This is a genomic window from Priestia sp. P1_B12_1, from assembly GCF_056406695.1.
The window spans coordinates 374,278-389,759 of the sequence record NZ_JBFTZR010000001.1; the positions used below are offsets into that span (position 1 = coordinate 374,278).

At 39.4% G+C, this 15,482-nt stretch carries 16 protein-coding genes; all 16 read right to left on the reverse strand.

The window, feature by feature from the left end:
• Nucleotides 1–14: 14 nt before the first annotated feature.
• The 16 genes from AC1D0Y_RS01945 to flhB all read right to left on the reverse strand — a co-directional run bounded on the left by AC1D0Y_RS01945 (nucleotide 15) and on the right by flhB (nucleotide 15,481).
• Entirely contained in the window at nucleotides 15–806 is a 792-nt protein-coding gene (locus AC1D0Y_RS01945; protein WP_014458463.1) for a phosphatidate cytidylyltransferase, read from the reverse strand.
• 18 nt (nucleotides 807–824) lie between these two features.
• Nucleotides 825–1,607 carry an isoprenyl transferase gene (locus AC1D0Y_RS01950; RefSeq protein ID WP_028410833.1) on the reverse strand — a complete coding sequence of 261 codons (783 nt, stop codon included), beginning with the start codon at nucleotides 1,605–1,607 and terminating at the stop codon, nucleotides 825–827.
• A 134-nt stretch (nucleotides 1,608–1,741) separates the two neighbouring features.
• The gene (gene frr, locus AC1D0Y_RS01955) at nucleotides 1,742–2,299 is read right to left on the reverse strand and encodes a ribosome recycling factor (RefSeq protein ID WP_013058847.1); all 558 of its coding nucleotides are present in this window, start codon (nucleotides 2,297–2,299) and stop codon (nucleotides 1,742–1,744) included.
• Between the two features lie 2 nt (nucleotides 2,300–2,301).
• Nucleotides 2,302–3,024, reverse strand: coding sequence for a UMP kinase (pyrH, locus tag AC1D0Y_RS01960; protein WP_013058848.1), 723 nt, complete (start codon nucleotides 3,022–3,024; stop codon nucleotides 2,302–2,304).
• A gap of 76 nt (nucleotides 3,025–3,100) precedes the next feature.
• Entirely contained in the window at nucleotides 3,101–3,982 is an 882-nt protein-coding gene (gene tsf / locus AC1D0Y_RS01965) for a translation elongation factor Ts (RefSeq protein ID WP_013058849.1), read from the reverse strand.
• 107 nt (nucleotides 3,983–4,089) lie between these two features.
• Nucleotides 4,090–4,809, reverse strand: a complete 720-nt coding sequence (rpsB, locus tag AC1D0Y_RS01970) for a 30S ribosomal protein S2 (protein WP_013058850.1) — start codon at nucleotides 4,807–4,809, stop codon at nucleotides 4,090–4,092.
• A gap of 158 nt (nucleotides 4,810–4,967) precedes the next feature.
• Nucleotides 4,968–5,495 (reverse strand): hypothetical protein, encoded by a 528-nt coding sequence (locus AC1D0Y_RS01975; RefSeq protein ID WP_028410832.1) that lies wholly within the window; start codon nucleotides 5,493–5,495, stop codon nucleotides 4,968–4,970.
• 15 nt (nucleotides 5,496–5,510) lie between these two features.
• Nucleotides 5,511–6,272 (reverse strand): FliA/WhiG family RNA polymerase sigma factor, encoded by a 762-nt coding sequence (locus AC1D0Y_RS01980; protein ID WP_025750299.1) that lies wholly within the window; start codon nucleotides 6,270–6,272, stop codon nucleotides 5,511–5,513.
• 49 nt (nucleotides 6,273–6,321) lie between these two features.
• Nucleotides 6,322–6,816 carry a chemotaxis protein CheD gene (locus AC1D0Y_RS01985; RefSeq protein WP_028410831.1) on the reverse strand — a complete coding sequence of 165 codons (495 nt, stop codon included), beginning with the start codon at nucleotides 6,814–6,816 and terminating at the stop codon, nucleotides 6,322–6,324.
• A gap of 50 nt (nucleotides 6,817–6,866) precedes the next feature.
• Nucleotides 6,867–7,295: a chemotaxis protein CheW gene (locus AC1D0Y_RS01990; protein WP_014458457.1), complete on the reverse strand. Its 429-nt coding sequence runs from the start codon at nucleotides 7,293–7,295 to the stop codon at nucleotides 6,867–6,869.
• Between the two features lie 30 nt (nucleotides 7,296–7,325).
• Complete coding sequence (locus tag AC1D0Y_RS01995; RefSeq protein ID WP_028410829.1) at nucleotides 7,326–9,305, reverse strand: chemotaxis protein CheA; 1,980 nt, start codon at nucleotides 9,303–9,305, stop codon at nucleotides 7,326–7,328.
• 14 nt (nucleotides 9,306–9,319) lie between these two features.
• Nucleotides 9,320–10,363, reverse strand: coding sequence for a protein-glutamate methylesterase/protein-glutamine glutaminase (locus AC1D0Y_RS02000; RefSeq protein WP_060745985.1), 1,044 nt, complete (start codon nucleotides 10,361–10,363; stop codon nucleotides 9,320–9,322).
• A 9-nt stretch (nucleotides 10,364–10,372) separates the two neighbouring features.
• Nucleotides 10,373–11,242, reverse strand: coding sequence for a MinD/ParA family protein (locus AC1D0Y_RS02005; RefSeq protein ID WP_060745984.1), 870 nt, complete (start codon nucleotides 11,240–11,242; stop codon nucleotides 10,373–10,375).
• Nucleotides 11,235–12,332, reverse strand: a complete 1,098-nt coding sequence (gene flhF, locus AC1D0Y_RS02010) for a flagellar biosynthesis GTPase FlhF (protein WP_217598338.1) — start codon at nucleotides 12,330–12,332, stop codon at nucleotides 11,235–11,237. Before flhF ends, AC1D0Y_RS02005 begins: the two co-directional genes overlap by 8 nt.
• Nucleotides 12,332–14,368, reverse strand: a complete 2,037-nt coding sequence (gene flhA, locus AC1D0Y_RS02015) for a flagellar biosynthesis protein FlhA (RefSeq protein ID WP_060745982.1) — start codon at nucleotides 14,366–14,368, stop codon at nucleotides 12,332–12,334. Before flhA ends, flhF begins: the two co-directional genes overlap by 1 nt.
• A 30-nt stretch (nucleotides 14,369–14,398) precedes the next feature.
• Complete coding sequence (gene flhB, locus AC1D0Y_RS02020; RefSeq protein WP_060745981.1) at nucleotides 14,399–15,481, reverse strand: flagellar biosynthesis protein FlhB; 1,083 nt, start codon at nucleotides 15,479–15,481, stop codon at nucleotides 14,399–14,401.
• Nucleotide 15,482 lies beyond the last annotated feature (1 nt).

Below are 15,482 nucleotides of genomic sequence, written 5' to 3' on the forward strand. Positions count from 1 at the left end.
CAAAGACATCTTTTTTATAAAGATAATAAAAAAGCTAAAATTGGCATGATGAACATCAAACTGTCAAAACGGTCTAAAATCCCACCATGACCCGGTAAAATCTTTCCTGAATCTTTTACGCCATAGTGACGTTTGAACGCTGATTGTACAAGATCACCCATCTGTCCAAATAACGATACGATAATACCAATTACGAGTAGTTCAATCATAGTTTGATCAATATTTGCTAACAGCTTAAATACAATGGCTACTACAATAGCGCATACGACGCCACCAACAAAACCTTCAATGGTTTTATTGGGACTGATTTCCGGCCATAGCTTTCGTTTCCCCATTGCTCGTCCAATAAAATAAGCTCCGGAATCCGTCGCCCAAATAATAAGAAAAGCAAAGAACAAATAAGCTAACCCGAACTCTTGACGAACCTCGATAAAATAATGAAAGCCAAAGCCAACATATACTGTCGTTAATAAAATAAACCCAACGTCATCGAAGGTAAATTTATTTTTAACTACAACCGTGTACATTAATAAAAGAAGGACAGCAGCAAGCGCTACTTCTATCTTATGTTCACTTAAGAATTGAAATGCAACATCTCTTCCATTTGGTAGTAAAAACACCCAGGTTAGCAATAAACTAATGATACTTGGAAAAGACATTGCTTTCAAATGTTTCATTTTTAAAAGCTCAATTACACCAACTGTTCCGATTACATACATAATAAGGGTAAAAGGTAACCCTCCAATTAAAACAATCGGCACAAATACCGCAAGTGCTACAATCGCGGTGATAATGCGCTGTTTCATCTTGTTTTCCACACCTTCTTATACACCACCAAAGCGGCGACCGCGCTTTTGAAACGCCTCGACTGCTTCGATTAAATGATTTTCTTTAAAATCTGGCCATAATACTTCTGTAAACCAAAACTCTGTGTAAGCTAGCTGCCAAAGCATAAAATTACTTAAGCGAAGCTCACCGCTTGTACGAATAAGCAAATCCGGATCTGGAAGGCTTTTGCTCATTAAATAGGAAGAAAATAAATTTTCTGAAATAGAAGAGGAAGCTACTTTTCCCTGTTCTACATCTTCTACCAATGACTGAATAGCGCCCATGATTTCGTGACGGCTACCGTAATTGAGCGCGAAGTTTAAAATCAGCCCTGTGTTATGCTTTGTTTTTTCAATTGCGTTATCCACGGCTCGAATCGTATGGGCAGGGAGCTCACTTTTATCCCCCATAATACGAACTTGCACATTTTTTTCAATTAGCTCAGGCAGAAAGGTTGTTAAAAATTCCTCTGGCAGTTTCATTAAAAACTCGACTTCAGTTTTGGGGCGCTTCCAATTTTCAGTGGAAAATGCATATAAAGTTAATACTTTAACACCTAATTCATTGGCCAATCTGGTCACATGACGCACTACCTTCATTCCTTCATGATGGCCCATCATGCGAGGAAGAGCTCGTTTTTGCGCCCAACGACCGTTCCCATCCATAATAATTGCAATATGTTCAGGAACAGGGTGCTGTTTCACTTGATCTTTTCGTTCTGACAAAGACAGTGTATTTAAATCTTGACTTTTCTTCCATGCTTGAAATTTTCTTAACATGCAAAGGTCCCCCGTTGTACGCTCTCACATAAACGTGTGGCTTATGTGAGTTTTTTCTTACTACACATTATTAACAAAAAAACCCCCTGTAAACAATAGAGGGTCTTTTACAATATATTTTACCTTGAAATGACTTAAACTGCCATAATTTCTTCTTCTTTATCTTTCGCCACTTTATCCACTTTTACGATATGATCATCTGTTAGTTTTTGAATGTCATCACTGTAGCCGCGTAAATCGTCTTCAGTAATTTCACCTTTTTTCTCTAACTTTTTGAAATCATCGTTTGCATCACGGCGTACGTTACGAACCGCAACTTTTGCTTCTTCAGCATATTTTTTCACCATTTTCACTAACTCACGACGACGCTCTTCCGTTAAAGCAGGAATCGATAAACGGATAATAGTTCCATCGCTTGTAGGTGTTAACCCTAAGTCAGATTTTAAAATAGCTTTTTCAACTTCACCAATTTGTGATTTGTCATAAGGCTGAATAACAAGCATACGAGCTTCAGGCACGCTTACTTGCGCCAATTGGTTAATTGGTGTTGGTGCACCGTAGTATTCTACCGTTACGCGGTCAAGAAGTGACGCGCTTGCACGTCCAGCACGAATTGATGCTAGTTCGCGGCTAAATGATTGAATTGCTTTTTCCATTCTTTCTTTTGCGTTTTGCAACACTTGTTTTGGCATGTTTATTTCCCCTTTACAATTGTTCCAATGTTTTCGCCTGTAACGGCACGTTTAATATTGCCTTCTTCCGTAATTGAAAAAACAATTAGCGGAATATCATTGTCCATACATAATGAAGAAGCTGTAGAATCCATAACAGCTAGTCCATCTTTTAAAACATCAATATACGTTAATGTTTCGTATTTTACAGCATCAGGTACAAGCTTAGGATCTGCATTATAAACGCCATCTACGTTGTTTTTAGCCATTAAGATCACGTCAGCTTCGATTTCAGCTGCACGCAAAGCTGCTGTTGTATCTGTAGAGAAATAAGGGTTTCCTGTACCCGCGGCGAAAATAACAACGCGTTTTTTCTCAAGATGACGAACAGCTTTTCTTCTAATATAAGGCTCTGCTACTTGTCTCATCTCGATAGAAGTCTGAACTCGTGTTTGCACACCGATGTTCTCTAAGCTATCTTGAAGGGCCAAAGAGTTCATTACTGTTGCTAGCATTCCCATATAATCAGCAGCGGCACGATCCATACCCATTTCACTGCCAATTTTACCACGCCAAATGTTTCCACCACCAACGACTACAGCAATTTCCACACCTAATTCATAAACGGCTTTTACTTGTTCAGCAACAGATTTGATGATGGATGGGTTAATACCAAAACCCTCTTCACCAGCTAATGCTTCTCCACTTAACTTTAATACGATACGATTATATTTTGCTTGACTCATGCTTACCTCCATCGTTAACGGTGAGATCTCTTTTGTAAAAAAGGGAACACACAGTGTTCCCTATACGGTCAAACCCTTACTTTTTAACTTGGTTCATTACTTCTTCAGCGAAGTTGTCTTGACGTTTCTCAATACCTTCTCCTACTTCAAAACGAACGAAGCTTTCAACAGTAGCGCCTTTGCTCTCAACGAACTGACGTACTTTTTGATCAGGATTTTTAACAAATGTTTGATCTAGTAAGCAAATATCTTCAAAGAATTTGCCAAGGCGACCTTCAACCATTTTTGCAACGATTTTTTCTGGTTTGCCTTCGTTTAATGCTTGTTGAGTTAATACTTCGCGCTCACGCTCAGTTTCTTCAGCAGAAACTTGGTCACGAGAGATGTATTTAGGGTTGATTGCAGCGATGTGCATAGCAACGTCTTTTGCAACAGCTTCTTCAGTTGTACCAGATAATACTGTTAACACACCGATACGTCCGCCAGCATGTAGGTAAGCACCGAATGCATCAGCATCAGTTTTTGTTGCTACAGCGAAACGACGTAGAGATAATTTTTCTCCGATTGTAGCGATTGCAGAGTTGATGTGTTCTTCAACAGTTGCACCGTTTTCCATTTTTTGAGTAGCAGCTTCAGCAGCGTCAGCTGGTTTGTTAGCTAAGATGTGAGCAGCTAATTCTTTTGTTAATTTTTGGAAACCTTCGTTTTTCGCAACGAAATCAGTTTCAGAGTTAACTTCTAAGATAACAGCTTCGTTACCTTGAGTTTCGATGTAAGTTAGACCTTCAGCAGCAATACGGTCTGATTTTTTAGCAGCTTTTGCAATACCTTTTTCACGTAAGAAATCGATTGCTTGCTCCATATCACCGTTAGTTTCAGTTAACGCTTTTTTACAATCCATCATACCAGCGCCAGTTTTTTCACGTAGTTCTTTTACCATTTGAGCAGTAATTGCCATAATGTGTAGCCTCCTTGTTTGGGTATGTAATTAATGTATATAAATGGGTTAAATCTTTTCAAAAAAAGGTGATAAAAGGCTATTCCCTCTTATCACCTTTCACGGAATTAAGCAGTAGTTGTTTCAGTTTCAACTGCTGTTTCTTCACCTTGTTTAGCTTCTAGAATAGCATCAGCAACTTTAGAAGTTAAAAGTTTAACAGCACGAATTGCATCATCGTTTGCAGGGATTACATAATCAATTTCGTCTGGATCACAGTTAGTGTCTACGATACCAACGATTGGAATGTGTAATTTTTTAGCTTCCGCTACTGCAATACGCTCTTTACGAGGGTCAATGATGAATAATGCATCTGGAAGTTGTTTCATATCTTTAATGCCGCCTAAGAATTTTTCAAGACGCTCTAACTCTTTTTTAAGTTGAACTACTTCTTTCTTAGGTAGTACTTCGAAAGTACCGTCTTCTTGCATTTTTTCGATATCTTTTAAACGTTTGATACGTTTTTGGATAGTTGAGAAGTTAGTTAATGTACCACCTAACCAACGTTGGTTAACAAAGTACATACCAGCGCGAGCTGCTTCTTCTTTAACAGAATCTTGAGCTTGTTTTTTCGTACCTACGAATAAAACAGTACCGCCGTCTGCAGCTAATTCTTTAACGAATTTGTACGCTTCTTCTACTTTCTTAACTGTTTTTTGAAGATCGATAATGTAGATGCCGTTACGCTCAGTGAAGATGTATTTCTTCATCTTTGGGTTCCAACGGCGAGTTTGGTGACCGAAATGTACACCAGCTTCTAGTAATTGTTTCATTGAAATTACTGACATGTGTTTTTCCTCCTAATGGTTTTAAGTCTCCTCCGCTCATTTCATCTTCAGCCGAAACTACAAAAAGTAGCACCATCAACCGAATCAACAAGCGTGTGTAATAACACCAAAAACAAATATAGCACACTCCTTTTTCACAAGCAAGCGTTTCATTAAGTTTATTGATGAAATTTCAATAATAATTCAATTTCAGTTTTCCCTCTGTGTAAATGTTTTGCAATTTCTTCGATTGTTAAACCTTTTCCCTTTAAATAAACGGAAAATTCTTTTATCTCTTCACCTGACAAATCTTGAATTTGGTCTGTAGTTAATTCATCAAAAGGTGTGCGTATACGCTTCTGATTTTCTTCTATAGAAAGAAGTTCATGCAGCGACTGGGAAGGCTCACTTTTTAGATCCACCCTTTGAACAGGCACGTCTTCTTCATCTACCAAAGGTGATTTTACGCTACTTTTTTCCACTTCCGAAGAAAGCGAAGTGGAACGCTCTCGAAGCTGCCTTAAAAACTGCTCGTTTTGTTCCTGAAATTCAGCAAGATACGAACTCATTGCAGCTTCCATTTTATTTATATTTTGCTGGTGCAAGCGTTCAATCCTTTTCACTTTGGTCACTTGCATATATAAAAGAATAATGCAAAACAGTGATAGACCATGAATTAAAAAACTAACTGTGAGTAAAAACCCCATCCTTCTACCTCTTTGCTAAATTATTTTGCTTAAACTCGTACGCATTTTAAACAGCGCTTTCGAATGAATTTGAGAAATACGTGAAGTAGATAGCCCTAACAGCTGTGCGATTTCTGTGAAAGTCAGCTCTTCTTTATAGAATAATGAAACCACGAGCTGCTCTTTTTCATTTAGCTGCTCGATAACTTCAGCAAGCTCTTGATATCGTTCGTCGTTAATTAGCTCCTCTTCAGGAGAGAGCGTTTTTTCATCTTTAATCGTATATTTTTGCTCTCCATCTTCATACTCTTTCGGCTGTTCTTCCATTGATAACACGTTGGCTAAAAAGCCTTCGTTCATTGTATGAACAACGTCTGCTTCTGTCATGCCTACTTCTTTTGCAACCTCACTTGGTGCAACTCTGCGCAAGTATCTTTGTTCAAGTGCTTCTGTTGCTTGCTCAATCCTTTTCGTCTTTTCCCTTGCGCTTCTTGATAACCAATCTTCTTTGCGAAGCCCGTCTATTATCGCCCCTCGAATTCGAAAAGACGCATATGTATCAAACTTTAAGTCTCTACCGTAATCAAACTTTTCCAAAGCATCGTAAAGGCCGATTAACCCTAAACTCCGAAGCTCTTCTTTATGAATATTCTTCGGCAGCCCCACGCTAATCCGCTGAACGTGATAGTTAACGAGCGGCATGTACTTTTTAACAAGCATGTTTCCTGCATGTGAGTCTCTCGTCTCTATCCATTCCTGCCAAATTTTATGTTCTTCAACTTCTTGTATACTTTTCAAGGGTCTTTCAACTCCTTTTTATAGCGCTATTAAACGGTCAGAGCGCGCTTTATATCGTTTTTATCCCTTCGTTAATCGTACGAACCTTTAAAATAGCCGTTTGAGGATCAAATTCAATTGTGCGTCCGTTGTGTCCTCCTGTAGCTTTTGCTGCAATGTCTACACTGTTTCTATGCAGCTCTCTCTCTACTGCTTGAACATTTCGAAGACCAATTCGCATGACATCATTTCTTGGTTCAAATTGAAACATCTGCGCGCCTCCTGCTATTTTTGCTTTTAACAATTTTCTATGTGCGCCTTGTTTAATCAACATATTTATCAAATCAAAAATGGCTGTATCTGCATATTTAGCTCTATTAAAAGGACATTTAGCCCCGCTTGAATCCGGAAGCATCACATGAGCGAGCCCAGCTACTGAGTGAACAGAGTCATAAACGACAACTCCTACACATGACCCTAATCCCGCTGTTCGAAGCACTGCAGGTGCATGTGTAACATTCATCTCGGCAATTCCTACCTTAATCACTTGTTTATCATTTCTCACGATTCTTCAACTCCTAGAACCTTCAGCGTGATATCCATTATTCGTTTGGCTCACTGGAGGTGGTCTTCTAAAGAGAGCACTTTAGGTAAATTTAGAAGAACAATTAAACGGCTATCTACTTTAACGACTCCGTTTAAATATTCTACAGCTGTTCCTTCAACTGTTTCAGGCACTGAAGCAATCGTTTTCTCATCAATATCCACTACATCATTTGCCGCATCGACAATCAAACCTGCTTCTACATCATTAAGACGAACCATAATAATACGTGTCAGCTCATGGTTAAGCTGTTCTTGCAAGTTAAAACGAGTGCGCAAATCAATAATCGGTGTAATGACACCGCGAAGATTAATAACACCTTTTACATATTCTTTCACTCCAGGAACGCGTGTTATGTGCTGAATCTTTTCAATCGACTGCACTTCTTCTACTGAGATTCCGTACTCCTCGTCTCCCAATTGAAACACAATAATTTTCATGCCTTTCTCCCTTTCTTTTTACAGCATTTGTTATTTGATCAAAGCGTTGCAATCAATGATAAGTGCTACTTGTCCATCGCCTAAAATCGTGGCTCCTGAAATAGCAAACACACCCGGCAGATAATGCCCTAAAGATTTTAAAACAATTTCCTGCTGACCGATAAATGAATCAACAATTAGCCCGGCTGTCTTTTCTCCTTTTTTCACGATGACTACTGAATAATGATCGCCTTGTACTGAGTTAGGCACAGTGAATAGTTCTTTTAAATCAATAAGAGGAATAATGGCTCCTCGAAAGTCAATAACCTTTTGACCGTGTACATGCATGACCTCTTTGGGCTGAACAATAGCTGTTTCAATAATCGAAGAAAGCGGCAAGGCATAGCGCTCTTCACTCATTTGCACGAGTAAAGCAGAAATGATAGAAAGAGTGAGCGGCAGTTGAATAGAAAAACGCGAACCGTATCCTTCGTTAGAATCGATCGTTACAGAACCCCCTAGCGATTCAATCGTGTTTTTCACAACATCTAAACCTACTCCTCGTCCGGAAACATCTGAAATTTGTTCAGCCGTGGAAAAGCCCGAAGCGAAAATGAGCTCATACACTTGTTTATCCGTCAGCGTTTCAGCTGTTTTTCCATCAATAATTCCTCGATCTAACGCTTTTTGCAGTACCTTTTCACGATTGATGCCCGCCCCGTCATCTTCTAAATCAATAAAGACATGATTTCCGCTATGATAAGCTTTAAGGCGAATCGTTCCCTTTTCATTCTTTCCGTTCTCTAAGCGTGCTTGAGGCATTTCAATTCCGTGGTCAACGGCATTTCTTAATAAGTGAACAAGCGGATCTCCAATTTCATCAATGACGGTTCGGTCCAGCTCTGTATCAGCTCCGACAATTTGAAGTTCAATTTGTTTCCCTAAATCTTTTGAAAGCTGTCTCACCATACGGGGAAAACGATTAAAAACGGTTTCTACAGGCACCATACGCATATTTAAAATAATCGTTTGCAAATCTCCAGAAATACGAGACATCCGCTCTACCGTTTCGTCTAATTCGCTATTATTCAATTCTTTTGATATTTGTTCTAACCTGCCTCTATCAATAACTAGTTCTTCAAACAAGTTCATGAGACTGTCCAAACGGTCAATATTAACTCGAATCGTCTTGTTATTTGAGGGCTGTCTTTTCTCTTCAACAGGCGATGTAGAGGGTGCTGACACAGTAACTTCCTGTATGGCTGCTGCTACTTCTGGTGAGACAAGCTCCTCCATTTCTGTCTCCTTTTTTACGGGGACCGCCGCAATTTTCACACTTTCTACTTCAGAGACTTCCATAATGCTCGCCTGCAGCTTTTCTTGCGATTCGTTTGTTACTAATATAACGATAAAAGATGATTCGAATTTTTCTTGTTCGATATCTTGAACAGTTGGCGCTGACTTAATAACGTCTCCTGCTTGCTCTAACACATCAAACACCATATAAGCGCGTGCAGCTTTTAATAAGCAGGTGCGTTCAAGCTGTACGGTTATTTCAAACGCGTTAAATCCTTGGTCTGCCGTTTGGCTGAGCAGCGTTTGTACTAATTCATCGTACTCTATCGAAGAAGCTGCATGATGTGCTACGGGTTCCTCTGCCACAATACGCTGCAGCTTTTGAACAAGCAATTTGACATCAAGCTGACCATCGCCGCCTTCAGAAATAGATTGAACCATTATTTCTAGCGCATCGACTGATTCAAACAAAGCATCAAGAACTTCCGTATGAACGTCGAGTTGGTGATTTCGAACAGCATCTAACACGTTTTCCATTTTGTGAGTTAATTGTGCTAAATCATCAAATCCCATTGTTGCAGACATACCTTTTAACGTATGAGCAGACCGAAAAATTTCATTTACATAGCCAAGATCATCGGTATTTTTTTCAAAACGCATTAGCTGGTCATTAACGTTTTGAAGATGTTCCCTGCTTTCTTCAATAAACACTTCTAGATATTGATTCATATCCATCGTAACTTTCCCTCCTATTTCTGTGCGTAGCGAGAAATAAAGCTTCCAACGTTTCGCAGCGGTTCAATATAATCAACAAGTTTTGTAGAAACGGCTGATTTGGGCATCCCATAAATGACAGCTGTTTCTTCAGATTCAGCTAATATAAGCGCGTCTTTATTTTTCTTTAAATCAATAACACCTTCCGTTCCATCCGCTCCCATTCCTGTCAACACAATAGCAAGTTTTTGATAACCTGAAATTTTACTAATCGACTGAAACAAACGATCCACTGAGGGGCGATGTCCCTTTACAGGTGAAGAAGTGTCTAAACAAATGCTGAGCTGTCCTTTTTTCTCTACAACCGTCATGTGAAAACCTCCAGGCGCAATATAAGCACATCCTGAGCGAACGATTTCATTGTCTTTTGCTTCTTTCACTTCAATATCAGCTAGCTGATTTAGTCTAACCGCTAATGATTTTGTGAAATTTGGAGGCATATGCTGCACAATAAAAATAGGTGCGTTTATGTCTTTTGAAACAGTTGATAATACTTCTTGCAGCGCACGCGGTCCTCCAGTAGAAGTACCAATACAAATCATTTTGTTCACTTTCGTCCCCATTGGGAGGTTATATACACTGCTGTTTTGCACGTGCTGATGACTGCTTGAAGATATGTTGGCTTTGCTAGCAAGCAAAAGTTTAGAGATAAGCTCATCTTTCACTTTATGTAAGTCCAGCGAAATAGCTCCCGAAGGTTTAGCAACAAAATCAACTGCGCCGTACTGCATAGCGGCCAACGTATTTTCAGCACCTTTTATTGTTGTACTCGATAACATGACAACAGGAAGGGGCTTCACATGCATGAGCTGTTTTAACATATCTAAGCCATTCATTTTGGGCATTTCAATATCCAGTGTCACAATATCCGGCGACAGCTCGAACACTTTTTTCAACCCTTCTTCACCGTTACGCGCGGTACCCACAACGTGAAAACGACTGTCACATGCTAAAAAATCGCCGATTAGCTTTCGCATAAATGCAGAATCATCTACAATAAGCACCTTTATTTCATTCACTCTAATTTCCTACCTTTCAAGAAAAAATCGTTTGAGGCGCCGAATAAACATTCCCTCGTTTTTAGCCGTTACCCTATTGTCTTGAGGAATAAGAATATTCACCATTTCTATTAGTGATATACTCGCTTTAGATGCTGGATTTTGAAGCAAAAAAGGTATTTGGCGATTGACCGCTTTCTGAACAGCTTGATCGTTTGGGACAATACCTAATAGAGAAATAGATATGTTCAAAAACTGCTGAACAGCTCGGTTAAATCGTTCATACGTCTCATTTCCTTCTTTGTCAGAAAGCGTTTTGTTAATAATAAGACGAACCGGTGCTGATACAGAATAGGAAGCTGCTAGCTTAATAGCAGCGTAGGCATCTGTTATAGATGTAGGTTCTGGTGTTGTGACCACGATCATTTCATCTACAGCTTTTAAAAACTTAAGCACACTCTCTGACATGCCCGCTCCCATATCAAAAATCATATAATCATATTGATTTGTTAACGAATTCAATTCTTGTATTAAATGAGCAAGGTCTAATGGAGACCATTCAAATACAGAGGAAATTCCTGTTCCACCAGCCACATAAGCTAAATTCTGAGGACCTTTTTTAATAATTTGCTGGATGGAAAGCTTTTTTTCTAGCAAATCGACCATCGTATATGAAGCAGTTTGCCCAATCAAAATATCAATATTTCCCATCCCTATATCCATGTCAAAAAGAAGAACTCTTTGCTTTTGCTTCGTTAGCGCAAGAGATAAGTTTAATGATAGATTCGACTTTCCAACTCCCCCTTTTCCGCTTAACACGGCTAGTGTTTTACAATTCCTTAAAGAGTTTTGATGCTTCTTTAACACTTTTTCTCTTAAAACTGCTGCTTGATCATTCATCTTTCCAATCTCCAAACACATCGTCAATAAACTCTTTTATTTTAAATGCCGAAACATCTTCTGGTACATCCTGCCCGTTTGTTGTAAAAGCAGCTCGCTGGCCGTAATGATATAACATATTTAAAAGTGAGCCTTTGCGGATGGTTTCATCTTGCTTCGTAAAAATCAAGTGATCAACAGGCAAACTAGCAAAACGTTCATATACAGCTTTCATATCTGATACTTTTGACGTTAGGGCTAAAACAAGAAACGTTTGCAAATTTTCTTGAAACGTAATAATTTTCTTTAAATCATTTACATATTGCTGTTCCAAAAAGTTACGGCCTGCTGTGTCAATAAAAATCACATCGTATGCTTCCGTTTCTAGCAAAGCTTTTTTAAAATCTGCTCCGTTATAACAAATCGTTAAAGGAGCATTTAAGATCGAAGCGTACGTCTTGAGCTGCTCAATCGCTGAAATTCTATACGTGTCAGTTGTAATAAATGCTATTTTTTGATTGTGTTCCAGGACACATTTTGCGGCCAATTTAGCAAGAGTTGTTGTTTTACCGACACCTGTTGGTCCTACTACACTTACATATTTTTTGAAAGGACCGCTCCATTCACTTGCTTTAAACTGATTGACAAACCAGCTCTTCGTCCACTCCATAAGTTGATTTGAGTTAGGGCGATGTAAGTAGTAGTACTCTAGCATAGGAGCCTCTATGCTTTTTAAAATAGCTTCGTCTATTTCTTGCAAACGCAAATAGGCAAGCACATCCTCCACTGCTTTTGGATATGAACCTGAAGAAACCTTTGGCATTTGATTCATTTGTGAAACAAGAGTATTTAACTCACTGAGCTGCTGCTTCATAAAAGATTGATTATCTTCCGTACTGGGTTCTGGCGGCGACGAATTCTTCTTTACGCTCAGCTTTTCTACGGAATCGACAGCTGCCAATACTTCTATTTTTGCCTTAGTAAATAAGCCAAGAAACCCTCCTGTTCGAATTTGTTTTGAATGTAAAATAACCGCTTCCTCACCTAAATCTGAACGAATGGCTTTCATAGCTTGCGGCATAGATGCTACTACGTATTTTTTTACTTTCATCAGATATCCACCACTCCAACACTTTGAACTTCAACATTTGCTTCTAGCTCGTTATATGATAAAACTGCCATATGGGGAAAATACCGCTCAGTGATTTGGCGCACGTACATCCTCACCGCAGGAGAACATAACACAATTGGAGACTGTTCTTGAAAAGAAAGTGTTTCTGTTTGCTTGGCTATACTTTCTACGATAGCTTGTGAAACGTTAGGGTCTAGTGATAAATAATTCCCATGCTCCGTTTGTTGAACAGCTTCCGCCATCGTTTTTTCAACTTTTCCTGAAAGGGTAAGAACTCGAAGCAGACCTTCTTGGACCGTATATTGACTGGTAATTTGTCTTGCGAGCCCTTGCCGGACATATTCAGTTAACAAATCGGTGTCTGACGTCATTTTTCCGTAGTCGGCCAGCACCTCAAAAATAATGGGTAAATTTCGAATTGAGACGCTTTCTTTTAAAAGCTTTGCCAGTACCCTTTGAATGTCTCCAACGGAAAGAGGATTAGGCGTTACTTCCTCAATTAAAATAGGATACGTTTCTTTTGTGTGATCGATTAGTTGCTTTGTCTCCTGCCTTCCAATCAGCTCATGCGCATACGATTTTATAACTTCTGTTATGTGCGTAGACACAACCGAGGGCGGGTCAACAACGGTATACCCGAACATCTCAGCCTGCTCCTTCACCGACTCACTAATCCATTTTGCAGGCATCTTAAAAGCTGGCTCTAACGTATCAATTCCTTCAATCAAATCATCATCCATTCCCGGACTGATTGCTAAATAGTGATCGAGCAGCAGCTCCCCTTTTGCCACTTCATTGCCCTTTATTTTAAGACAGTATTCGTTGGGCTGAAGCTGAATGTTATCTCTGATGCGAACAACCGGAATGACTAATCCTAGCTCAAGTGCCAGCTGTCGCCTAATCATCACAATTCGATCGAGCAGATCGCCTCCTTGATTCGTATCAGCAAGCGGAATTAATGCATACCCAAATTCAAATTCAATTGGATCAACGCTTAATAGATTGACAACACTCTCCGGACTTTTCATTTCATTGTCTTCCATCTCTTCTTCAGTAGGCGCCATTTCTTCGCGAACCGCCTGATGCTTAGCCCGAGACAAATAATAACCTCCCACTCCTAACAAAATAGCAATAGGCATTGTAATAACATCATTAATTGGCGTAATTAAACCAAGAGCCGCAATCGTTCCTCCAGTGACATAAAGCATAACTGGAAAAGCAAACAGCTGCTGTGTAATATCTTCGCTCAAATTACCTGTTGAAGCAGCTCTAGTGACGATAATACCTGTCGCTGTTGAAATCATAAGGGCTGGAATTTGACTCACTAACCCATCGCCTACTGTTAACAAAGTAAAGGTTTGGGATGCTTCCGTGATGGACATTCCCATTTGCAGCATGCCGATAATAATCCCAAATAAGATATTAATAAGGGTGATGACAATCCCTGCAATGGCGTCACCTTTGACGAATTTACTGGCTCCATCCATTGCTCCGTAAAAATCTGCTTCGCGCTGAATTTTTTCACGGCGGTCAATTGCTTGCTTTTCTGAAATCATACCTGCATTTAAATCTGCATCAATACTCATTTGTTTACCCGGCATCGCATCCAAGGTAAAGCGGGCGGCTACTTCAGAAACACGCTCCGCTCCTTTTGTAATAACGAGAAACTGAATGATAATTAAAATAATGAAGACAACAAAGCCCACTAAAGGATTGCCTCCAATAACGAAGTGGCCAAATGTTTCCACCACTCCGCCTGCTTCTCCTGTTCCTAAGATTGAACGTGTCGTGGATACATTCAAACCTAATCGAAACAGCGTAAGAACCAGCAGCAAAGACGGAAATACCGACAGCTCTAAAGGTTCTTTCATATTCATGGAAACGAGCAGTACAAGCAGCGCAAGAGAAATGTTAATCATGATTAAAATACTTAATAACCATGAAGGCAACGGAATAACAAGCATAACGATAATGAGTACAACACCTATAACAACTGGCAGTTCTCTTGCAGACATTAATTTTTCTCTCCTTACAATAGCGTAACGTTACATTTTATTTTGAATGCGGTATACGTAAGCTAATATTTCAGCCACCGCTTTAAAAAACTCTTCGGGTACTGCATCTCCTACTTTGGTTTGGTCAAAAAGTGCTCTTGCCAGCGGACGGTTCTCTACCATAATGATTTCATGGCTTTTGGCAATTCCTTTAATCTTTTGAGCAATAAAATCTACGCCGCTGGCTACAACATAGGGAGCATCCATTTTTTCTTCATCATATTTTAAAGCAATGGCATAATGAGTGGGGTTTGTAATGATGACATCCGCTTTTGGAACTTCTTGCATCATGCGAGACATTGCCATTTCCCGTTGCTTTTGCTTTATTTTTGATTTGATTAGAGGATCCCCTTCAATGTTTTTATGCTCATCTTTGATATCTTGCTTTGACATTCGAATATTTTTCTCGAAATCAAACTTTTGGTACAAATAATCAAGCAGCGATAAAAATAAAAGCATAAGCGAGGCTGCAAGTCCCATTTGAAAAACAAGCTTAGACAGAACAATCAGCGAGTCCCCTATACTTTTTTGAGATAAATTTAATACATCTTCTATGTGAATCCATAAGATAAAAAACGTGACGGCTCCGATACACATAATTTTCAGCGTTGACTTGATTAGTTCTACCAGCGCTCTCATGGCAAAAATCCGTTTGGCTCCGCTAATAGGGTTAATCTTTTCTAACTTAGGCTGAAGAGCCTCCGTGGAAAAAAGAATACCAACCTGCATATAATTCGCTCCGAGCGCAGCAATAAAAGCTGCGAGCATAACAGGACCTGCTGCAAGAGCTATTGAAGGAAGAAGGTGCTTAAACATCGCAAATACGCGCTCTGCCGTCACTTCCTCAAGCATATACGTTTGAAAAGCTTCTCTTAACAACTTCATCATTTGCTGTAAAAACTGTTTGGCTCCAAACAAAAAATAAAGAAAAACCATTAAAAGGATGAGCGCAGTTGTAACGTCTTGACTTTTAGCTACCTGTCCTTTTTTTCTAGAGTCTTGCTTTTTTTTAGGTGTAGCTTTTTCCGTTTTTTCTCCCGCGAAAAATTGCAAATTAACTTTTACTAAAAACAAA